This is a genomic window from Mycobacterium intermedium (assembly GCF_002086275.1).
GTDB classification, from domain to species: domain Bacteria; phylum Actinomycetota; class Actinomycetes; order Mycobacteriales; family Mycobacteriaceae; genus Mycobacterium; species Mycobacterium intermedium.
Genome location: NZ_MVHT01000048.1, coordinates 1 through 21,841, shown reverse-complemented (window position 1 = coordinate 21,841; position 21,841 = coordinate 1). Strand labels below are relative to the sequence as shown.

The 21,841-nt window shown below is 65.4% G+C and carries 19 protein-coding genes and 1 pseudogene; 16 read left to right on the top strand and 4 right to left on the bottom strand.

The window, feature by feature from the left end:
* Positions 1 to 135: 135 nt before the first annotated feature.
* The 4 genes from BST27_RS17440 to BST27_RS17425 all read left to right on the top strand — a co-directional run bounded on the left by BST27_RS17440 (position 136) and on the right by BST27_RS17425 (position 4,562).
* Positions 136 to 1,077, top strand: coding sequence for an enoyl-CoA hydratase (locus BST27_RS17440; protein ID WP_069421312.1), 942 nt, complete (start codon positions 136 to 138; stop codon positions 1,075 to 1,077).
* Between the two features lie 89 nt (positions 1,078 to 1,166).
* On the top strand, positions 1,167 to 2,000 hold the full coding sequence (locus tag BST27_RS17435) for an SDR family oxidoreductase (protein ID WP_069421313.1): 834 nt from the start codon (positions 1,167 to 1,169) through the stop codon (positions 1,998 to 2,000).
* Between the two features lie 190 nt (positions 2,001 to 2,190).
* Positions 2,191 to 3,684, top strand: coding sequence for a GH12 family glycosyl hydrolase domain-containing protein (locus BST27_RS35075; protein ID WP_069421314.1), 1,494 nt, complete (start codon positions 2,191 to 2,193; stop codon positions 3,682 to 3,684).
* An 86-nt stretch (positions 3,685 to 3,770) separates the two neighbouring features.
* A complete protein-coding gene (locus BST27_RS17425; protein ID WP_069421315.1) occupies positions 3,771 to 4,562 on the top strand; it encodes an SDR family NAD(P)-dependent oxidoreductase in 792 nt (263 codons plus the stop codon).
* A 367-nt stretch (positions 4,563 to 4,929) separates the two neighbouring features.
* Here BST27_RS17425 and BST27_RS17415 read toward each other — a convergent pair whose 3' ends face one another.
* Positions 4,930 to 6,489: an LCP family protein gene (locus BST27_RS17415; protein ID WP_069421316.1), complete on the bottom strand. Its 1,560-nt coding sequence runs from the start codon at positions 6,487 to 6,489 to the stop codon at positions 4,930 to 4,932.
* A 281-nt stretch (positions 6,490 to 6,770) separates the two neighbouring features.
* Between BST27_RS17415 and BST27_RS17410 the strand changes: the two genes are divergently transcribed.
* Both BST27_RS17410 and BST27_RS17405 read left to right on the top strand, forming a co-directional pair.
* Positions 6,771 to 7,463, top strand: a complete 693-nt coding sequence (locus tag BST27_RS17410; protein WP_069421317.1) for an LppP/LprE family lipoprotein — start codon at positions 6,771 to 6,773, stop codon at positions 7,461 to 7,463.
* Between the two features lie 58 nt (positions 7,464 to 7,521).
* Entirely contained in the window at positions 7,522 to 8,256 is a 735-nt protein-coding gene (locus tag BST27_RS17405; RefSeq protein ID WP_139805211.1) for a DUF2510 domain-containing protein, read from the top strand.
* Positions 8,257 to 8,271: 15 nt separating this feature from the next.
* Here BST27_RS17405 and BST27_RS17400 read toward each other — a convergent pair whose 3' ends face one another.
* Positions 8,272 to 8,658 carry a hypothetical protein gene (locus tag BST27_RS17400; protein WP_069421318.1) on the bottom strand — a complete coding sequence of 129 codons (387 nt, stop codon included), beginning with the start codon at positions 8,656 to 8,658 and terminating at the stop codon, positions 8,272 to 8,274.
* A 284-nt stretch (positions 8,659 to 8,942) separates the two neighbouring features.
* On the opposite strand from BST27_RS17400, the gene BST27_RS17395 reads away from it, so the two are divergent.
* The 3 genes from BST27_RS17395 (at position 8,943) to BST27_RS17385 (ending at position 11,346) form a co-directional block, all read left to right on the top strand.
* Entirely contained in the window at positions 8,943 to 9,857 is a 915-nt protein-coding gene (locus tag BST27_RS17395; RefSeq protein ID WP_197518176.1) for an alpha/beta fold hydrolase, read from the top strand.
* A 22-nt stretch (positions 9,858 to 9,879) separates the two neighbouring features.
* Positions 9,880 to 10,569, top strand: coding sequence for a GAP family protein (locus BST27_RS17390; RefSeq protein ID WP_069421319.1), 690 nt, complete (start codon positions 9,880 to 9,882; stop codon positions 10,567 to 10,569).
* A gap of 105 nt (positions 10,570 to 10,674) precedes the next feature.
* On the top strand, positions 10,675 to 11,346 hold the full coding sequence (locus BST27_RS17385) for a GAP family protein (protein ID WP_069421320.1): 672 nt from the start codon (positions 10,675 to 10,677) through the stop codon (positions 11,344 to 11,346).
* A 24-nt stretch (positions 11,347 to 11,370) separates the two neighbouring features.
* On the opposite strand, the gene BST27_RS17380 is transcribed toward BST27_RS17385, so the two are convergent.
* Positions 11,371 to 14,457 (bottom strand): patatin-like protein, encoded by a 3,087-nt coding sequence (locus BST27_RS17380; protein WP_083148562.1) that lies wholly within the window; start codon positions 14,455 to 14,457, stop codon positions 11,371 to 11,373.
* A 237-nt stretch (positions 14,458 to 14,694) separates the two neighbouring features.
* On the opposite strand from BST27_RS17380, the pseudogene BST27_RS33800 reads away from it, so the two are divergent.
* Positions 14,695 to 15,543: pseudogene (locus tag BST27_RS33800) on the top strand (serine/threonine-protein kinase); the annotation flags it as partial.
* 1,590 nt (positions 15,544 to 17,133) lie between these two features.
* On the opposite strand, the gene BST27_RS17370 reads toward BST27_RS33800, so the two are convergent.
* Positions 17,134 to 17,487, bottom strand: a complete 354-nt coding sequence (locus BST27_RS17370; RefSeq protein WP_139805210.1) for a hypothetical protein — start codon at positions 17,485 to 17,487, stop codon at positions 17,134 to 17,136.
* A gap of 188 nt (positions 17,488 to 17,675) precedes the next feature.
* Between BST27_RS17370 and BST27_RS17365 the strand changes: the two genes are divergently transcribed.
* The 6 genes from BST27_RS17365 to BST27_RS34820 all read left to right on the top strand — a co-directional run bounded on the left by BST27_RS17365 (position 17,676) and on the right by BST27_RS34820 (position 21,731).
* Positions 17,676 to 18,065 (top strand): hypothetical protein, encoded by a 390-nt coding sequence (locus BST27_RS17365; RefSeq protein WP_232007396.1) that lies wholly within the window; start codon positions 17,676 to 17,678, stop codon positions 18,063 to 18,065.
* A 256-nt stretch (positions 18,066 to 18,321) separates the two neighbouring features.
* Positions 18,322 to 18,744, top strand: a complete 423-nt coding sequence (locus BST27_RS17360) for an MFS transporter (RefSeq protein ID WP_083148560.1) — start codon at positions 18,322 to 18,324, stop codon at positions 18,742 to 18,744.
* 264 nt (positions 18,745 to 19,008) lie between these two features.
* Positions 19,009 to 19,170, top strand: a complete 162-nt coding sequence (locus BST27_RS32475) for a hypothetical protein (protein ID WP_170062335.1) — start codon at positions 19,009 to 19,011, stop codon at positions 19,168 to 19,170.
* A 51-nt stretch (positions 19,171 to 19,221) separates the two neighbouring features.
* The gene (locus BST27_RS17355; RefSeq protein WP_197518177.1) at positions 19,222 to 20,100 is read left to right on the top strand and encodes an alpha/beta fold hydrolase; all 879 of its coding nucleotides are present in this window, start codon (positions 19,222 to 19,224) and stop codon (positions 20,098 to 20,100) included.
* Between the two features lie 175 nt (positions 20,101 to 20,275).
* Positions 20,276 to 20,725, top strand: a complete 450-nt coding sequence (locus tag BST27_RS17350; protein ID WP_232007397.1) for a lipoprotein LpqH — start codon at positions 20,276 to 20,278, stop codon at positions 20,723 to 20,725.
* Between the two features lie 49 nt (positions 20,726 to 20,774).
* A complete protein-coding gene (locus BST27_RS34820; RefSeq protein WP_331250630.1) occupies positions 20,775 to 21,731 on the top strand; it encodes an MAP_0585 family protein in 957 nt (318 codons plus the stop codon).
* The last annotated feature ends 110 nt before the right edge of the window (positions 21,732 to 21,841 follow it).

The following is a 21,841-nucleotide window of genomic DNA, read 5'->3' as shown; positions in this document are numbered from 1 at the left end:
ACCACCGGTTTTCCCGTCTGCACGTGCGCTTGCCCGGCCCACACAGCGGACCGGCGGATCAACCCCACCGTCCGATCGCTTACACACTGACCGTAATCTGTAAACATCAGATCGGACAAAGACGAGGCAGGCGCAATGACACTCTCCGACCAGGCCGGTGCCCAGGCGAAACCGGACGACTCAGACGAGGCTCGATCGGTAACCTACGAAACCCTCGACGAGGGGCGCATCGCCCGGATCTGGCTCAATCGGCCCGCAGAGCACAATGCGCAGAATCGCACGTTGCTGGTGCAGCTCGACGAGGCGTTCTTGCGCGCCGAGGCCGACGACACCGTGCGCGTGGTGATCCTGGCGGCGCGTGGTCGGAACTTCTCGGCCGGTCACGATCTTGGCTCCGACGCAGCGCTGGCGGAACGCAAGCCTGGGCCGACCCAGCATCCGACCTTTCGCTCCCACGGCGCCACCCTCGACCCGGTCGTGGAGAAGTTGTACCACCAGGAATGGCACTACTTCTTCCAAAACACCTGCCGTTGGCGCGATTTACGCAAGATCACGATTGCTCAGGTGCAGGGTAACGCGATTTCGGCGGGGTTGATGCTGATCTGGGCGTGCGACCTGATCGTGGCGGCGGACAACGCGAAGTTCAGCGACGTGGTCGCGGTTCGCTTGGGCATGCCCGGGGTCGAATACTATGCGCATCCTTGGGAATTCGGCCCACGCAAGGCCAAAGAGCTGCTGCTGACCGGTGATTCGTTGGACGCTGACGAGGCGTATCGACTTGGCATGGTGTCCAAGGTGTTTCCGCTGGAGGAGCTGTCGGAGAAGACCCTCGAATTCGCCCGGCGCATCGCCGAACGGCCGACGATGGCGGCGTTGTTGGTCAAGGCGTCGGTCAACGCCGCGTCCGACGCGATGGGCTTCACCGAGGCGCTGCGCCACGCGTTCCATGTGCACGAGCTGGGCCACGCGCACTGGGCGGCCCACAACGAGAACCGATTTCCGGTCGGCTTACCGCCCGAAGTCGAGGACTGGCGGACGGCCAGGCCGACGAAGGTGGCGCGCCGGGATACGCCGTAGAGCCCGGGGCCGCTGGCTCACCAGTGAGCGGCGAGGTTGTCGAAACACCACCTGCGGGGCGGCGCAGGCCGCATGGTTCGATGAGCTACATGCAGCTTTCTTTCCAGGACCGGACCTACCTGGTCACCGGTGGCGGTAGCGGAATCGGCAAGGGAGTGGCGGCCGGATTGGTCGCCGCCGGCGCGGCGGTCATGATCATCGGCCGCAATCCAGACAGGCTCGCGGCCGCGGTCGCCGAGCTCGACGCCGTGAAAGGCCATGGCGGCGAAATCCGCTATGAGCCAGCCGATGTCACCAACGAGGACGAGACCGCCCGCGCTGTCGACGCCGCGACGGCATGGCACGGCCGCCTGCACGGTGTCGTGCACTGCGCCGGCGGCTCGGAAACCATCGGGCCCATCACGCAGATCGACTCGGAGGCCTGGCGTCGCACCGTCGACCTCAACGTCAACGGAACGATGTACGTCCTGAAGCACTCCGCGCGCCAATTGGTGCGCGGTGGCGGCGGCTCGTTCGTCGGCATCTCGTCCATCGCGGCGAGCAATACCCATCGCTGGTTCGGCGCCTATGGCGTCACCAAATCCGCCGTCGACCACATGATGCAGCTGGCGGCCGACGAACTCGGCCCATCGTGGGTCCGGGTCAACAGCATCCGCCCCGGCCTCATCCGCACTGACCTGGTCGTGCCCATCACCGAGTCGCCGGAACTGAGCGCGGATTACCGGGCCTGCACGCCGCTGCCGCGGCACGGTGAGGTCGAGGACGTCGCAAACTTGGCCATGTTCCTGCTCAGCGACGCGGCCGCCTGGATCACCGGACAGCTCATCAACGTCGACGGCGGCCACTTGCTGCGGCGGGGCCCGGACTTTTCCGCGATGCTCGAGCCCGCCTTTGGCGCCGACGGGCTGCGCGGAGTCGTTTAATTTGCACAATTCCGTGCAAATGTAAATTTCCTAGACGATCTCAAATAGTTGATCGGATAGCGGACACTTTTTATTCGCAATTTCGGCTGCACGCGTGTCGACGTGGTGTTATGTTCCACGGTGAAGCCATCGTTATCTGTCTGAGATATGTTCGTTATTGCGACATCGTGTCCCTGTCAAAGGATTTGCTATGTCATTTGTTTTGGTCGTACCGGACACTCTGGCGCTGACGGCGGCCGATCTTGCCGGCCTTGGCTCTGACCTCGCCGCTGCCAACGCCGCTGCGGCGGCTCCGACTACCGCAATCGCGCCCGCCGCAGCGGATGAGGTGTCGGCGGCAATCACCGCGCTGGTCACTGGGCAGGCCCTCGAGTATCAGCGGCTGAGCGCCCAACTGACGCAGCAAATCCAATTCCGATTCGTGCAGACCCTGAACGCGGGCGCGCAGTGGTATGCCTCCGCGGAGCGGAACCTTGCGTTGACGCTGCAGAACTTCGAAAGCCAGCTGCGCGGCGTGGTGGATTTGCTGCTCGGCCGCACGCCGACGTCCCCGAGCCAGGTGGTTCCCACCGAGCCCACCCCGCCGACCGGACCACCGGAAACCCCGCCAACGACACCTACGACACCACCCGGGACCGCGCTCACGGCCACCTACAGCGCATCGCAGTGGGACACCGGCTTCAACGGCAAGTACACGATCACCAACCCGACCGCGTCGGCGATGACCAATTGGCAGCTGCAATTCACCCTGCCGGAAAACACCTCCATCTCGAATGTGTGGAACGCGCAGGTCACCCAATCGGGAACGCAGTACACCCTGACACCGATGAGCTACAACGGCACGATCGCCCCCGGCACGTCTATCGATGTCGGCTTTCAGGGCGCGCACCCCACCGGCGGGTATTCGCCACCCAGCAACGTCCTGCTCAACGGGGATCCGGTCACAACCACCCCGCCGACGACCCCGCCGACGACGCCGCCGACGACGCCGCCGCCGGGTGCGACGGTGATTTCCACGCAGTATGGGACGACGACGGTCACTGGTGGGTATGTGGTGCAGAACAATGCGTGGAACAACCCGGCGGGGCAGACGATTGCGGTGGACCCGACCGGGGGGTTCACGATCACGCAGATGAATGGGTCGGCGTCGACCAACGGTGCGCCGCTGGGGTATCCGTCGATCTTTGCGGGGGTGCATTACGGCACCAGTTCGACGGGGACGAATCTGCCGGTTCAGTTGAGTCTGATCGATACGGCGATGACCAGTATCGATTACAACTACGTGCCGACCGGGGTGTGGAACGCCTCCTACGACATCTGGCTGGATTCGAGTTACACGACCACCGGGGTCAACGATCACGAGATCATGATCTGGTTCAACCATCAGGGTCCGATTCAGCCGGTGGGTTCGCCGACGGGGAATGTGACGGTGGGGGGCAAGAACTTCACGTTGTGGATGGGCAGCAATGGTCAGAACACGGTGACGTCGTATGTGGCGACCGAGCCGATCGAGGTGTGGACCTTCGATGTGATGGATTTCGTCGACCACACCGACAGCATCGCCAGCTTGCCGGTCGACCAGAGCTGGTATCTGACCAGCATCCAGGCCGGCTTCGAACCCTGGCAAGGCGGCGTGGGCCTGGCCGTCGAATCCTTCGACGCCAAAGTCACCACCAACACGTAAGGCACCTATGGCCAGCGAATTAGCCCGCCGTCACCCCTTGCGATGATGGTCACGCCGAGTGCCCGCGCGCATAGGGGGAGAAGCCGATGAACCGACTCGACGGCCAGCGAATCTTGGTCACCGGCGCCGCCTCCGGAATCGGACAGTCCACCGCGCTGCGACTCCTCGCCGAGGGCGCGTCCGTGGTCGGCGTCGACATCATCGCCGACGGACTGGCCACGACCCAGGCCCGGGCCGACGAAGCTGCCACCGGCGACCGGTTCACCGCGTACGAGTTGAACGTGGCCGACGAGCAGTCGGTGATCGCGGGGGTGCGCCGGGCCGTCGAGACGCTGGGCGGCCTGGATTCGTTGGTCAACGCCGCCGGCATCCTGCGCGCCGCGCACACCCACCAAACCAGCACCGAGCTGTGGAATCAGATCATCGCCGTGAACCTGACCGGCACTTTCCTCGTAGTCCGCGAAGCGCTACCGGCACTGCTGGAGAACCAGCGCAGCACGATCGTGAACTTCAGCTCCACGTCGGCGTCCTTCGCACATCCGTACATGGGCGCCTACGCGGCCAGCAAAGGTGGCGTCCAGGCGTTCACCCACTCGCTGGCGCTCGAGTACGCCGGGCAGGGTCTGCGAGCGGTGTGTGTGGCCCCCGGCAGCATCAAGACTGGCCTCACCGATGCCACCGGCGGATACATTCCGCAGGACGCCAACTGGAAACTGTTCACCAGGTTGATGCCGATCCTGCCCACCACGGAGACGTCCAGCGGCGCCGGAATGGCAGACCCCTCCGCAGTCGCTGGCGTCGTGGCCATGCTGGTTTCCGAAGACGGCGCATTCATCACCGGCACCGAAATCCGGATCGACGGCGGAACGCACGCCTGAACGGCCTAGCGGCCTAGGCGGCGGGTCGCCACTAATTCACGCCGTGGCGATCGCAAGCGCGGTGTAGCCGGGCGCGGCGGGTCGCCACTAATTCACGCCGTGGCGATCGCAAGCGCGGCGTAGCCGGGCGCGGCGGGTCGCCACTAATTCACGCCGTGGCGATCGCAAGCGCGGCGTAGCCGGGCGCGGCGGGTCGCCACTAATTCACGCCGTGGCGATCGCAAGCGCGGCGTAGCCGGGCGCGGCGGGTCGCCACTAATTCACGCCGTGGCGATCGCAAGCGCGGCGTAGCCGGGCGCGGCGGGTCGCCACTAATTCACGCCGTGGCGATCGCAAGCGCGGCGTAGCCGGGCGCGGCGGGTCGCCACTAATTCACGCACGGCACCCCGCCGCCGTCGATCGGCTTTCCGCGATCCGGCGTCGGGTAGGTCGTCAGGGTGCCGTTGTAGTAGTACGAGTACGGCGTGACGGACGTCGTACTCGTGGTGGTCGTCGTGGCATCGTCGGCGGCCGGCAGCGAGAAGTTGGTGTCCACCGTCACCCGTACATGTCCGGGGGCCAGAGTGGGGTCGGGCTGGCTGGGGGCGGCAATGTCGAGCAGGTTCGCCACGTTGTGCGCGTCGGCCTCCGCGCCGACGCCATAGGCGATCGTGGTGGCCGACGGGTCGCCGGATTGACGGTCGCGCACCTGGCCCGTGGTGTAGCCCTGCTTCTGCAGCGCGCTGGAAACCCGGCTCGCCATGCCGCTGATGCTGCCGGAGTTGATCACATCGACCACGGTCTCCGGGTTGGGCTTGACCGTCGTCGTGGTGGCGGGAGCGGCGGGGGGAGCGGCGCCGATAGCCGTAGCGATCTCGGCCTTGATCGCGACCGGATCGATGATGTTGACGTCCTGGCCGTCGATGTTGTCGTAACGGACCACCGGCAACGTCCGGAACTCCACATTGCCGTTCTCTGGCCCGCCAGCCAGATCACCCATGCGCCGGAACAGGTTCTCGTCCCACCCGGCGGACAACACGACGTCCTTGCGCGCGACGGCCATCAGGTTGCTGAGCCGGTCCAGGTTGGTAAACGTGCCGGACGCCTTGAGATCCCGCATCACCGAGGACAAAAACGCCTGCTGCCGGTGTGTACGGTCCAGGTCCCCGTTGTCCAGGCCATGCCGCTGCCGCACGAAGGCCAGCGCCTGTGACGCGTTCAACCGCTGCCGCCCGGCGGGGAAGTCGGCGCCGGAGTAGGAGTCGTAGACGGCGTGGTTAAGACACACCTCGACGCCACCCAGCGTCTGGGCCAGGTCGTAGAAGCCGGCCAGATTGACCTCGGCGAAGTAGTCGATAGGAACCCCCGTCAGGCTCCGCACCGCGCGCAGGGTGGCCGCGCGACCGGCCTCGCGACCCCGCGTCTCCAGTTCCCGCTGGGAGGTAATGCCCTGGTTGACCAGCTGCTGCGCGACGTACTGCTTGGTCAGCCCGTAAGCCTCTTTGATCTTGATGTGGTTGTACCCCGGGACTCCGTTGAAGGGCACCCAGTCGTCGCGGGGGATGGAGAACGCGACAACTTTCCCGTCGGCTGCGACGTGCACCAGGATCAGGGTGTTCGTGTTGTAACCGCCCTGGTCTGAGTCGCCGGCGTGCAGTTGATCCAGGATCGATTGCGGCAGGTCGTTGCCGTCTTGGTCTTTCCGCGAATCCAGCCCGATAAGCAGGATGTTCATGGTGTTGCCGGTGGAACGCGGATCCTCGGGGGTCAGCGCCTGGGAAATCGTGATGCCCCCCAGCGCGCCATGGGCCACCCAATAGCCCGCGCCGGTCAGCACCAGCGCCACCAGCGATACCAGCGTCATCAGGGAGCGGGTCACTCGCCGACGCAAGCGCGACGGCTGTGGCGTAGCCCGCCGTCGGTGGCGGCCTTTGCTGGCTGCTCCCATTTAGCAGCCCCGGCCCGCCATCCGCGCAGCAGCCACCACCGAACCGGCTGGCGCTCGGCCCTCGGTTTGCGGTGATGTCGCTTGCTGCATGATGTCCAGTATGCGGTAGCTTGCTGCGCCGTCCCTAGCCTCGCTGCCTGTTTGTGGGCAGTCTCACCTGTGTAAATGGGTGTCGTGCAGCGCCGCGTTATTTCCGCTACCAGCACGTTCTGGCTACAATTCGCCAATCTGGGGATGACCGGGGGAGTAAGCGAGACGTTTAGCCGGAGAGGTCTGTAGGAGTGGCAGCTGAGCATGTCGGCCAGGTCGACCCCAACTGGCCGCCGCCGGCTTACGACCCGTCGGACGACATCGACACGACGCCGCCGACGGAAGGCGCCCGGCCCACGCCCTCCCGGTGGCTGGTTGCCGCGGGTGCGCTCGCCGTAGGCATCGGTGCCGCCGCCGTCTTCATCTTCGCGGGCCAGGACTCGGGTACACCGAGCGCTTCGTCAACGCCGCCGTCGGCCGCCGGCCCGTCGGCCGCCACATCCGCGGCGGCCACCTCGGGTGCCAACGCGGGCACGTGCGGACCGGACGAGGCGGCCGCGCTGGCGGCCACGCTCCCCAAGCTCCAGCCGGACAAGCGGACCGGCAAACCGTGGGACAGCAAACCCCAGTCCAGCAACTACAACCCCTGCGCAGATCTGTCCGCAGTGGTGTTGACGGTGCAGGGCGCGACCGCCAGTTCACCCGACCTGGCGTTGCTGTTTCACCGGGGGACGTACGTGGGGACCGCGACGCCCAGCGCCTACCCGTTCACCGAACTGGAGGCGCCGGCCTCAACCAACGACACCGTCGTCCTCACCTATCGCACCCGGCAGAGCTGCAGCACCTGCTTGGACGGCACGCTGACGGTCGTCGGCTTCAAATGGGACGGCGACCGCGTCCAGGTGCTCGATCGGCCGCCAGAGCCGCTAGAAACACCACCGTGACGCAACGGCGGAAAAGCGCGACCCCAAACGTGACGACCTCTCACGAGCGGAATGGAGCATGACCGTGCCGAGTTCGCCCCCGGCAGGATGGTTCGCCGATCCTGACGGATCAGGGGGCCAACGATACTGGGACGGCGCAAAGTGGACCACGCATCGTCGGGCGGCGGGATCGACGTCCGCGACCCCCGGTGGTGTTCGTCAGCGCTGGCGGGCGTTGCCCAAGGCGCTGCGGCTCTTGGTTCCCATCGCGTTGGTCGTGGTCGTGGGCGTTGTCGGCCTGATCGCTTGGATGACGTCACCGACGGACTACTGGTCGCGGCTGCCGAAGCGACTGAGCTGTCAAACCCAGGACGGGCCCAGGCCTTCCACCAGCATCGCCGTGGCGACGGTCGAGGCGAAGCGTCCCCGAAAGGGCGTGTTGGAGTTGCTGATTCGATTCGAACAGGCGCTGCCGCAGTCTCCCTCGGGTTCCCGCGCGAAGGGATTCGTCGGCTACGTGTTGACCTACAGCGTCGCCAACAACGGCAAGAAATTCGCCGAATTGGGTCCGGAGCAAGACACCGACGACCTTGCCATCATCGACACATTGGGACCCGGTTCCGGGGACAGGTCGATGCGGCCGGACCGAGACACCAATGCCCGCCGGACTTCCGCTGACACCGTGCAGGTCTACCTCGAGCTGAAGCGGTTTGGCATTGAGAACGAGGTGGTGAACCCGTCGCTCACCCTCGAGGCTCAATTCAATACGCCGTCGACCACCACGGTGAAGTTCGCTCCGCAGGTCTGCCAGTAGCGTCGCGGAAGGTCCTCAGCAGTACGGGTAGGCGATGTGCCAGTGGCCGTTGACGTAATCGGCGACGAAGCGGCCACCCAGACGCGGATCCGCGTCGTTGACGCTTCCGGATCCGCCGACATTCGGCGCGAAGCCGGGCGGATCCCAGGTCACCGACTGTGGGTTGGCCGGTAGGTCCGGTGTGCAACCGGCCTGCTTGTCGACGTAACCCTCGATGACACGTTGCTCGGCAGTGGGTTGGTCGCCGGCATCGGGTGCTGGATCGGCTGGGTACAAATGCGTTGCACCACTGATGCTTTGGCTACCAGCCGCCGCTGCGAACGCGCTCGTGACCGGTGCGCCAATCCCGGTCGGCGCCAAGGCCAGTGCCGTTGCCGCGACTACGACGATGCGGTGAGGCATATCAGCCACCTTTCACGATCTTCTTCTCCCGACGCGTCATCCACCGGAGTATTGGAACCCAACACAGTCTCCGGCAGAAAGGAGGAGTACCTGTGCGACCCATTTCAATGCGAACCTCGCTCCGTCGCCGACGCCAGCCTCCGCAGTCTAGGTGGCTCCGTCTCTCGCCTTGACGCGGCTCCCGTCACCCCGCACCATGTGCGTACCAGTGCGATTCTTGTCCCCTAAAACCTCATCGTGGAGGTGAGTCGGTTTGAACGGCGCCGCAACGGATTACGGCTGCGATGTTTGTTGACCACAAGACGACCGACCACGTGCTGGGCCTTCGTGACGGGCGTACGCTCAGTTACGCGGAATACGGCGACCGACAAGGTTTTCCAATCGTCAATGCGCACGGGGGGCTCGCCTGTCGCTTGGATGTCGAGGCCGCCGCAGAGGTGGCGCAGGAGTGCGGGGTGCGGTTGATCTCTCCCGACCGCCCGGGCATCGGACGGTCTGATCCCAAGGCCGGTCGCACCGTCCGCGACTGGGCCGGCGATGTCGTCGAACTGATAAACGCTCTCGATATCGACCGCTTCGCAGCGATGGGTTGGTCGCTCGGCGGCCAGTACGCCGCGGCACTCGGTTGCGTGCTACCGGCGCGCGTGACGCGCGTCGCGATCATCGCAGGCATGGTGCCACTGACCGAGTCGGACGCCGTCGAGGGTCTGCCGGCCTTCGACCGGATGTACCTCAAGCTGTCCCAGCGCGCCCCCTGGCTGGCCCGACAGTGCCTCTACGCCATGGGATTCGCCGCAACGTGTGCCCCGCCGTTGTATGGTCGGCTAGCCGCACACAGCCTCGGCCCAGCCGATGCGGCTGTGTTGCGGGCTCAGGGTTACGGCACCTTCGCCAGGATGTCCCGGGAGGCGCTGCGGCAACCCGAGGGTGTGGTGGAGGAGTACCGGGTGATGGTCCGGCCGTGGGGTTTTGAGCCCGAAGACCTGCAGGTGCCGGTGGACGTGTGGGCGGGCACCGAGGATCAGCTGTTGGACGCGAAGTGGACTCGGCAGCTTGCCGAGCGGATCCCTAATGCCACAGTGCATTTGGTGCCGGGTGGTCACTTCCTCGCCCACCACCACTACGCAGAGATTTTCGCGGGCCTGAAACTGCCGGCCAGTTCGGAGCCGGTCGAAGCAAGCAAGGACACGCTGCATTGAGTGCACGCTTACCTCGGCGTCGATGGGAGGATTGCTGCCCGTGACCGAAAATTGGGCCTCGGTGCTGGGCAGTCTGGTGCCGCTAGCGCTTGTCATCGCCGTCTCGCCGCTGACCATCATCCCGGCGGTATTGGTCTTGCAGGCGCCTCGGCCACGGCCGGCCAGTCTGGCGTTTCTCGGCGGTTGGGTTGCGGGTTTGGCCGCGCTCACTGCGATCTTCGTCATTGGCTCCGGTGAACTCGGCGACCTGAACTCGTCGCCTCCGGCCTGGGCGTCGTGGCTCCGGATCGTCCTGGGGTCGGCCCTCATCTTGTTCGGCATCTACCGGTGGGTGAGCCGGAAAGGGCACAGCGAGTCACCGCGCTGGATGCGTTCGTTTGCCACCATCACCCCGCGGCGCGCGGGGCTCGTCGGAGCGATCCTGGTCGTGGTACGGCTCGAGGTGTTGGTACTGGTCCTGGCCGCCGGGTTGGACATTGGCACCAGTCGTCTGGGCACGGCGGGTGAGTGGCTGGCCGCCGCAATATTCGTCGGCCTCTCCGCCTCCACCGTGGCAATTCCCATCCTTGCTTACGCGGCTGCCGGTGACCGACTCGACGACCAGCTCAATCGCCTCAAAGACTGGATGGAAAAGAACCACGCCGCGATGCTCGCGGCCGTCCTGATACTGATCGGGTTGATGGTGTTGTCCAAAGGGATCAAAGCTGTCTGAGGTGCGTGCGGCGTTGTCAACGCGCCGCGCCCGCGAACCGACGCATTGAACACGGCTGCGCTAAATGAGTGCCTGCGCCTGTCTCCGATGTAAGGATTACCGCCCGTGACGGCAAGTTGGGGATCCGAACTGACCAGGTTGACCGCGCTTGCGCTGGTGATCGCGACGTCGCCGATAACGGTCATTCCCGCGGTGCTGGTCTTGCATGCACCGCGGCCGCGGCCTACCGGCCTGGCCTTCCTGGGTGGCTGGCTGCTGGGCGTGGGCGCGGCGACCGCGGCGTTCATCTCTGTATCGGACAGATACAGCGGGTTGACCCACTCACCGCCGACGTGGGCATCCTGGCTGCGGGTGGTGCTAGGTTCGGCGCTCATCGTGTTCGGTATCTACCGGTGGGTGACCCGGCACAACCACGCCCACGTCCCGGGCTGGATGAGTTCGTTCAGCCGGCTGACGCCACGGCGCGCGGGTGTGACGGGCGCGGTACTGGCAGTGGCACGACCCGAGGTGCTGCTCATTTGTGCGGTGGCCGGTTTGGGTATCGGCACCAGCGGCTTGGGGGGGGCGAGCGATTGGATTTCGGGCGTGTTCTTTGTTGCGATGTCCTCATCGACGGTCGTCGTTCCCATCGTCGCGTATGCGGGTGCCGGTGCGCGGCTTGACGATCCGTTGGAACGGCTCAAGGTGTGGATGGAAGAGAACAGTGCGGCACTCGTCGCCGCCGTGCTCGTGCTCATCGGTTTGATGGTGCTGTACAACGGCGTTCGCGCCCTGTAGCCGGCCCGGTAGTCAGCGCTAGCGCTATCGCTTGGGCTTGGTAACTCCGATTAGCGCCATGACCGCGACAATCCCGCCGACGATGGCCAGTCGGATCCACCACTGTGAGTGCGGCCAGTCAGCGCCACCGCCGATCAGGGCCTGCTGGATCGCGACGGAAAGCCCCGCGCCGACGAGGAACGACGGCAACAAAACCCAGAGCAACGCGTTGGAAGACCACCAGGCCCTACGCACGATGAGATAGCCAGCCGCCACCGCGAGTATCACCCCGACGACGCCGGACGTTGTCGGTTCAAGTGCAACCGCAACGCCCAACATCAGTAGTAACGCGGCCCCGATGGTCAGTCTGACGGTGCTTCTTGCCCAGGAGACAAACTGGTACACAGCCAGCGCCAGTGCTCGCACGATAACCACCAGCGGTCGAGCGGCGGCGGGCAATTTTCGAATAGACCGGACCGCCCCGGCTCCGGTCGCGGCGGTTTTCGCAACCGTATGGGTCATCAGCGGCGATCCCCAGTCGCCGGCAAGGGTCTCCTTGGCGACTGGATTGTCGTTCAACAACCCGTATTTGGCGATCGGGGACAGCGCCGCGAGCACGTCTTTCGCCCAGGCTTGTGAGATCTGTGGACTCCAATCTGGGCGCTCGTGATTACCCGGGCGGATCACGGTGTTCGCAAGTGCATCCAGTTCCTCGTCCAGCACGCGCTGCTGCCACGCCTGCGCCAGCCACATCGACGTCCTGGGAAGGCTGGGCGGCATCTCCGCCTGGGGGTCGTCCACGAACGCGAGCTCGCGCAGCAGGTGATCGGCCGTATGCTCGCCAGACTCCGGGAAGTCCAGGTGCGCGAGTTCTTTGAGCTTCCGCAGGAACCATTGGCCGCCGCTCTCCCGGCCGCCGTCGGCGGATTGGCGACGTTCGTGCCGGCGTGCCTGAGCCACCCACCGCACCCGACGCGGGTCCAGCAGCACGTGAACCAGCCAACCTGCCCCGTCGAGTCGGCCCCACATCCAGTCGTTGGCCCGCCACGAACGCTTGTAGAAGGCGCCGAAATGGTGAAGCTGCATGCCGGTGAGCTTCTGTTGCGCCGTCTCGTAGTCCGGCGCAAGCAGACTCCGGGTGTCCGCACTCACCTGCACCAACTCCACGGACTGGTCGATGTCGTCCTCCGCCGGAAGCATCGCCCGCTGCGTGGTGGCCAGGTCGAACAGCTTGCCCGCCATCGCCGATGGATCGTCCTGCGGCCCCAGGTAGCGCAGATACGTCGTCAGCTGACCGGCGGCGGTGTTCCTGCGTTGTAGCAGCGAACCGCGTTGTGCGCCGGCGGTGTTGGCAGATCCGGCGGCGAGGCGCGCCAATGTCCGGTAACCGTCGGACAAGACCCTGCCGAGTTTGTGCCACGACTCTTCCTGCACTTGCGCCTGATCCAGGTACGCCTCGGTGAGCTCGTGCGCGGCATCGCCAAGCGAGCCTTGGCGAATTACCGTGTCGGTGCAGACATTCCGCACCAGCCGAACGAGATCCACGGGGTCGGGCGGTGGGCACGCGTCGTGAATTCCGTAGGTCAGCTTCGTCAACTCGTCGATTTCCGCTGGGGACTGGGCGAGCTGATACGCCGCGCCGACAATGGCGATCGCGCACCCCTTTGCCAGGTCGTAGGCCGGTTGACCGTACCGGGCGAACTCGCCCGGACTGTCAGGAAGTGGGCCGTCGGGCGCCGACCAACGACGCAGAACCGACGCCGCGATGCGCCGCCGGCACACCTTCTCGGCGTCGCCGCCGATCTTGAGTTCGTCGTGCCAGTGCTCTGGGACGCTCTCGTCCAGCGCGCTCGGTGCCGGAGGCCAGGTGCTGAGCTGGCGTAGCAGCACGTCGGTGAGTTGGTGCGCATGGTTGGTCGCCTCGCGCGCCTCGTAGTCAGCCAACAGGGACGGGGTGAGCAGCCGCCCGTCGTTCTGCAGGTTCGCGGCAAGCTCAGCGAGGCGCAGTTTGGTTTCCGTTCGCGCCTCCATCCGGTCCTGGTGGGACCGGATCGCTCGCAGGTCGGTCGCGATGGATTGGGTGGTGATCGCCTGCAGGTTCTTCAGCAGCGCTTCGACCAGTCCGAGCGGGGTGTCGATGTTGTCCGCTGGCGCCTCTTCCACCAGGTCTGGCGACGGGCCTGCCGACGGGACGACGAACAACAGCACCCGGCGCACCTGTCGTCCGGCGCGGCGGTCGAAGATGCGCCTGAGCACTACGCCGAGCGGCCGGTTGTCCAGCAATCCGCCGTCGGCCACCCAGTGCGGACGTGTTGTGTTGGCGTAGGGCTGCATCGGCGGGCGAGCCGGCACCTTGTCGGTGGCGGGCGTCGCTTCCGTATACGGCACAAATGACGGCTCGAAGGCGACGGGGAACGACGCCGAGCTGCGCGCCGCCAACGCCAACGCCAGCACCGACGCGGTGTCCGTCTTGGTGAGTTGGGTGTCGGTGAAGGTGAAGATGCCTCGCCGGTCGACGTCTGGAACCAACGTGCCGAACGAGTCGGTGAATCTGCCCGTCTCTCCGGTGAGCAGGGTGGTGGTGATGTACAAGGTCGTCGAGATACGCGCATCTTTGGAAAACACGGTGGGGGGAATCGGCCCGGACTTCAGTCGCGGAATCTCTTCCGCGAGTGACTTGAACATCCTTTCGTCGCCATACAACAGCGACGGGGTGTAGCCGTCTCGTGGGTTTCGGATCAGATCGGAGAGCGCGCCGAGATCGAGCCAAAGGTCGCGAAGGCCACCGAGGTCGGCACCCGAAACCCGGGACGACGCAAGCAATGCCGCGTTGATTCCGCCGGCGCTGGTGCCGGACAACACGTCGACGTCGACGATCGTGTCCAGCAGTTCGAGGAGTTCCAGGTACAGCCGCAGGGAGGCCTCCGATGCTGGACTGAGTGCTACGTGCGCGCTGCGTTCCCCCGCCCGACGCCACTGCGACGCCTGCCCGAGCAGGTTTAGTTCCCGGGCTACCCCGGCCATCCAAATTGCGAGGCTGACCCCGCCGGTCATGGTCGCCGCCAATCGGAGTTCCAGTGTCGATTGCGTCGGCTGGGACGGACGTGACGCCGCCTGATCGAAGGCCGCCATCAAAAGCCCCCTTAGCTAACAGCCGCTGCGCAGGGGTTCGGTTGCGCTTCCTCGAACTGGCCAGGGGATGCTCGTAGCGAAGGCTCGTCGCCACCATATCGCGGCAAAATCCGAGACTATCGCCAAATGCCCCCCAGTGCCGGGGCCTGCTCGGCTTCAGATTCATTTAGCGTTGGGGAGGCGAGCGGACTTATTGTAAGTTTGCTAACTATTTTCGACTCTCGCTAGGGGGGCGGAGTGGAAGGGACGCCGTTCGGCCGATATCGGTTGATCGAGCTGATAGGTCGCGGTGGCATGGGCGAGGTGTGGCGCGCCTATGACACCGAGACCCAGCGTGTGGTCGCCGTGAAAGTGCTGCCGGTGAACCTGGCCAACGACCCGGTCTTCACAGAGCGTTTTCGGCGGGAGGCTTTGGCGGCGGCCAGCCTCAACGATCCCCATGTGGTACCGATTCACCACTTCGGTGAAATCGACGGCCGCCTCTACGTGGACATGCGTCTCGTCCACGGTCGTGATTTGCAGGCCATCATCGCCAACGGGGTGCTCGACCCGGAACGCGCCGTGAACATCATCAGCCAGGTCGCGTCGGCGCTGCGGTCCGCTCACCGGATCGGGTTGGTACACCGCGACGTCAAACCTTCCAACATCCTGGTCACCGAGGACGACTTCGCTTACCTGATCGACTTCGGCATCGCTCGTACCGAGGGGGAAGCCTCGATGACGGGCACCGGCAACGTGATCGGCACCTGGGCCTACATGCCGCCGGAACGAGTCACCAGCGGCCAGACCGACCCCCGCGGCGATACCTACGCGCTGGGATGCGTCCTGCACGAGTGTCTGACAGGCAGTCATCCTTTCCCCGGGGACAGCCTCCAACAGCAAATCGGAGGTCACCTGTCGAAACCGCCGCCGAGGCCGTCGGTCATGCGACGCGGCCTGCCGCGCGAGATCGACGACGTCATCGCCAAGGCCATGGCCAAGAACCCCGAAGACCGCTACGCGACGGTGACCGAGATGGCCGCCGCGGCAAAGGATGCGATCTCGGGTACCGGGACGCGCAAGGCCCCCGCGGTCCGGTCGGACCCCATCAAAAGGCCTCCGCCGCAACGGATTCCGCCGGGCCGGCCGAAGAATGCGCAGAATGTCTTGCCGCCGGGAAGCGCTCGTCGTCCCCCCACCGACCCCAACCAGTACCCGCCGACCACCAGGCGCCGCCACCCGTCCGACCCGAGTCAGTACCCGCCGGCAGCCCCCTCGCCCCGTCGGCCGCCCTCGGATCCGAATCCGTATCTGCCGCCTGGGGCGCCGCCGCGTCGGTCATCTTCGGATCCGAATCAGTATCCGCCGCCCGGGCCTTCGCCGCGGAGGCCGCCGTCTGACCCGAACCAGTACGTGCCGCAGGCGGAACGGCGCCCGGCCACCGATCCGAATCAATACGCTCCGCCCACTGTGCGTCGGCCGCCGAGCGATCCGAATCAGTTCGCTCCGCCGACGGTGCGCCGGCCGGCGAGCGATCCGAGTCACTTCACCCCGCTTGGCAGTCAGTCGTCGAGCGAACCGACCATGTTCCGTCCGTCAGGTGACGACCCGTACAGCGACCCGACTTTGTATCGGCCACCCGAAGACCAACCGACGCCGGTCCCATGGCCCGAGCCGGATGGCGTCCCAGAAGACGCGTCCCCAGCGACGCCGCCCGCCAAGGATGGCCGCCGCGCCTGGCTGATGGTGGTGGGCGCGGCTGCCCTGGTAACCGTGGTCGGGATCGTCATCGCCTTCGTGTTGACGAGCGGCGGTGGCGATTCGGCCACGCCGGCTGCCAGTCCTACGACAACGACCCAGGTGAACCAGAATGCCGCAACCTTCACCGGCCTTTACGCGGCTGACTTCGGCCCGAAGCTCTCGTTGTCCGGGAAGGAGGTGCCCGATTCCGATCCACCGAGTAAAGAGACGTGGGTGGTCCGCTCATCGTGCAGCCACGAGGGGTGCATCGCCACCGCATCGAGAAAAGGTGGGGGCTACAACCACACACCCAATCTGACCTTCGACGACGTGCGGGGACGCTGGATTGCGATCGTCCTCGAGGGCGGGACGTGCAACAACAAGTCCATCGAGAAATGGAACTACGTCTGGCTGCAACCTCGGGCTGACGGCAGGTTGGAAGGCGAATGGATTACGGATTCGCTGGACTGCTACAGCAAGCGAAAGGTGACGTTCACCCGCACCGGCGACGCCAACGCGGCCAGCCTGGGCGATCCGAATGACCAGCCGCCACGCGTGGTGTCCCCGGCGCAGGGTCTGCACGGTAACTACCATTTGCTGACGACGTATACCGGCCCGTCGGCACCCAGACCGCAAGAGGCGGACTACACCGTCGACACCATCTGTGTACGCACCGGGGAGCGCTGCTTGAGTCGTTTCGTCAGGAGTGGTGGTGAGGGGACCCAGTTGCTGCTATTCGCCAACAACGTCTGGACCCGAGATGACGAGTACGACGCCCCATGTCCGGCGGGCGGAACGTCGCACGTCAAAATCACCGGGACCTTCCCCCTTCCTGAACCGCATGTGGACCCGATCGCGGAGCTCAAAGGCTCCGGCTTCAAAGACGAGTCCGGTAGTTCGTGCAAGGGTGGCGACTACCAGATGACATTCACCCGCACGGGTGGCTGAACGCGAATCTCAGTACGCTACGCCGATTTCGACCATGGCCATCATGCCGTCGGTGCAGCCGCGAAAGAAGTCCGCGTTGCCCGACGCTAGACCCTGTACTTGCGCCGCCTCCCTGGCGCACAACGCCGGAATGCGGCTGGAAATGACGATGTCGGCCAATTGGAAACCCTCCGCCCGCATGTGGGTGGCCGTGTCTTGAACCGCGGCAACGGCCTGCGAGTAACCCAGTTCGTAGGCAGCGTTGGTCACCTCGCCACGCGCATCACCTGCCGTCGTGGTCGCCGCTCCCAGCGCTGCCGCTATCGCGGTGCAAAACACCAGGGCAGGCAACAACCGAGCGGTTGGGCGTGGTGGTTGTGTCATGGCGTCTCCTGGTGGCCGGATCCGCTCGGGTCGGGGTTCTTAGGCGTCCCTTCGGGCCGTTTGGATCCTCCAAGTCAGCAGTTTAATGCCTATGTTCCGAATATGAAACTGTGATGCACAACAGATGCAGGTTCGATCAAGATCGGCATAATTGACTGGACACGGGTATGCCAACTACTGTGTGCGGAATGCCACGTCGCAATCGTGCCGGTAAGGATCTGGTGCGTGTTCTCGAGTGGATGCTGAACCGCGATGTTCCAGACAGCGAAATTGGTTCCGCTCTGAAGTTGGCCAAAGCGACCTACTCCCGTCGGAAAGACGCGGACGACTTCCCCAACTATTCCGAACTGAGCGCGCTGGCCGATTCCCTGGGGTTGTCCGCCCGCGTCTTGCAGATCGCCTTCGGCTGGCGTGGGGAGGACGAACTGATCCTGCTCGACCTCACTGAAATGCGCCAATACATGGAGCAGGCGGGGTCGGCGATGTTGGGCAACGAAGGGGTGCGGCGCTACATCGAGTCTCAGGAACCCGACACTCCCTGGGCCAACGCGATCCTGCAAATGTCTAACCAGCTTTGACTCTGCAGATTTGGCGGGAAAGGCCGAGAAGGCATCGCCAAAAGCGCAGAGTCAACGGCGCCGATCAGCTCCGAGACCGATAGTCTCGTTAGTCACTCGGTAGCTTCCTACGACCCATGGGGGCGGCGGTGGCGTTGAGTCCCATGGCGATTCCGCTGCTGAGCCTTTCCGCGCTGTCATCGTGGTACCTGCCGAAGCTCGGGCTGCGGACGGTGGTGCTCGTAAGCATGGTGCTAGTCGCGGTGGCTTCTTGTGCATGCGCACGCTGGCGGTCGACTCGTCGTATCTTGAGGTGTGCCGGCCACTGCTGGTGATCAGCACGGGTTTCGGATTGTGCACGGCGCCAACGACATCGGCGATCATGACCGCAGCTCCGTATCAGAAACAGGGCGTCGCGTCCGCGGTCAACGACGCCACCCGCGAGGTGGGCGGCGCAATGGGCATCGCCCTGGCCGGTTCGATACTCGCCAGCAGCTACCATCATCACATTGCGGGTGCGGTGGTCGCCCTGCCCGAACCAGTTCGGGGTCCGGTGTCCGACTCGTTGGCGAAAGCCCTTGCCGTCGCTCATCAACTCGGGCTGGCCGGACCGCAACTCGCCGAGCAAAGCAAGGAGGCGTTCATCACGCTGTTCGCCCCCGGACGCCGAGCAGACACAAAGTCGTCCGAAATCAACTGATTTCGGCCAACTTTGCGTCTTCTCGCGGGACTCAGGCGCGCAATGCCCACGAACTTCCGTTTTAGTTCGCGGGTTTGGTGGGTAGGCAACCAACCGTGACTGAGCCGCAAACACCGCACCGAGGCACGCCAGAGGAGACGCCAGAACGGCTGACGCCGGCGGAAACGCCTGAGCGCCTGACACCAGCAGAGCCGCCGCAGCGGCCGGTGCCCGGCGAATCGCCCGAGCGTCTCAATCCGGCATAACCGACGAAGGGAATCAGACATGCGCGCCGAAGAAGGCGACGAAACGGTCAACGACTACGCCGAAGAAGCCAAGCACACCAAGAGCAAGGTCGAAAAAGCCCAACGGCGAGCCGAAATCCGCCCGCGATCGCTCGCCAGACAGTTCTTCCGGCTCTGGCGCGGTGAGCACGGTTCCCGGTAGCGCGTCCCGTTAGCGGGTCCCGGCAGGGCGCGGCTCTAAGATCCTCCCTTGATGACGCTCGAGCCTGCAACGTTTGCTACCCGAGGGGTGGGTGGCGTCCGTATCGTCTGCGACCGCCTGGGCAACCCACAGGCACGCGCGGTGGTGTTCCTGCACGGCGGTGGTCAGACCCGACGCTCCTGGGGTCGCGCCGCCGCAGCGGTCGCCAAACGTGGGTGGCAAGCTGTCACCGTCGATTTTCGGGGGCATGGCGAATCGGACTGGGCGAGCGACGGGGACTATCGCGTTTCCAGCTTCGCCGCCGACGTCATCGAGGTGCTGCGCGGTCTGCCGCCCAAACCGGTTCTGGTCGGCGCCTCATTGGGCGGGTTCACCTCAATGCTGCTCGTCGGCGAGATCGCCCCTGACGCTGCAAGCGCGGTGGTGCTGGTCGACATCGTCCCCAACATGGAACAGTCCGGCGCGAACCGGATACACGCCTTCATGGCTGAGCGGGTGGAATCGGGCTTCGGTTCGCTCGATGAAGTTGCCGACGCCATCGCCGAATACAACCCGCACCGGCCACGGCCCACCGATCTCCAGGGTCTGACCACCAACCTGCGCCGCCGCGGTGACCGCTGGTATTGGCACTGGGATCCCCAATTCATAAGTGGCACAGCGAAGTTCCCGCCGACCGAGGTCACCGATGTGGACCGGATGCACGCCGCCGTCGAATCGATCCTGCGCAACGGGGTGCCCATGCTGCTCATTCGCGGGCAGATGAGCGACTTGGTCAGCCAGGAGCGCGCCGACGAATTTCTCGCCCGCTTCCCGCAGGTCGAGTTCACCGATGTGCGCGGGGCCGGTCACATGGTCGCCGGCGACCGCAACGACATCTTCGCCGACGCCGTGCTGGACTTCCTCGCCCGAAGCGTCGAGGCGGACACATAGTCCGCACTCATGGCGGGCACAGGATCTGCCCACGTCAGCGCGGCATAGTTCGTAACCAGACCACGTGTTTCGCAATTTGGCTTGGGGGGTATCCCGCCCGCGGCGGTGCGTGGTGAAATCAGAAAGCCGACGGCATGAGGGGGATGCAGTGGCGAAACGGGTGATCGCGGTCGGGGTGGCCAGCGCGGCGATGGTGGTTGCGGGCTGCATCGGTTGTTCAGACAAGAAGTCGAACCAAGGCCAGGGCGCACAGCCCGGTCAGCCGGCCGCGCCTGCCGGCCCGGTGCTGATCATCGATGGCAAGAAGCAGGACGTCGCCGGTGCGGTGACCTGTACTCCGGTCGGCGACAACATCAACATCGGAATCGGTGATGTATCAAGCGGAATCGGTGCGGTCGTCAGCAATGCCGATCCGCCCATCGTCCACTCGGTCGGGCTCGGCAGCTTCGACAACATAGCGCTGGGCTTCTCCGATGCAGCCCCCAATCAGGCGACGAACGCTGGGGCAGTGAAGAAAGACAAGACCTACGCGATCAAGGGCACCGCCTCCGGCGCCGACATGTCCAACCCGGACCAACCGCAGACGGTGACCAAAACATTTGAAATGCAAGTGACCTGCCCGTAGGCGCTTGTCATCTGATCGTCGGAAGAAGCTTCAGGAGGGGGACCCAGCGATGTCGGTGAAACGAGTAGTCGGCGTGGCCGCGGTTGCGGCCAGCATCGGCATTGCCGCGGCGACGGTGGAGGCCGGTTCGGCCCACTCCGCGCCGTATCCGCCGCCACCGCTGGATCCGACGTCGGCACCTCCCGCCCCGACCGGTGGAGGTCAGACGCCACAGCCTCAGCCCACGCATGCGCCCCAGCCCAAGCCGACCCAGGCCCCTCAGCCCACCCAGGCTCCGCAGCCGACTCAGGCTCCCCAAACCACGGCGGCACCCAAGCCGACCACGCATAGCCCGCAGCCGACCGACACTTCGGCTCCGCCGACGGCCACGACGACAGCGCCGCCGAGTACCACTGCTGCACCAACCGGCACGACCACCCCGCAGTCGACGGCCGCGTCGACGCCACAGCCCAGTAGCACGACGACGACCACCTCGTCGACTGGCGGGACCACCACGCCGGGTGGGGCAACCACCACGCCGTCCAGTGGGGAGAGCACTACGGTGCCCGCTGGGTCGTCGAGCACAACGCCTTCCCCGGCCCAACCGGGGATCACGGTGGTCCTTAACCCGCCGAGCATTCAGCCCCCGCACCCGCCCTACGTCCCGCGCGTTGCGTTGGTGCTGCCAGGTGTGGAGATCGGCGGTCCCATCGATACGCCGGCGGGTTTCAGCATTGCCGCTCGGGTGCCCCCGCCGCCGCCGCGAGCATGGGGCTGGAACGACGGGCCCGCGCCGGGGCATCCGCCACCAAACTGGCAGGGCCCGCCGCCGAACGGCTCATGGGATGGTCCGCCACCGCCTGGAGGGTGGAACCGGCCCTGGAGCGGAGCCCCGCGCGACGTCAACTACGCGCGCAACGACTTCGGCCCGTTCAACTACAACACCTTCACCGTTGTCCCGGTCTTCAACTGGCAGTACGGCGGTTGGGGTTACTGGTTCTTCGGTGTGTGGGTGCCGCTGTACTGACCTTTCTGGCGTTGAGTCTGCGAATTTGGCGGTGTCCTTAAGTTCGTAGGTGCAGTTACTTCGTGTTGTTACGTTGTGCTGTGACCCGGGCGGGTCGGGTGAGGTTGTTG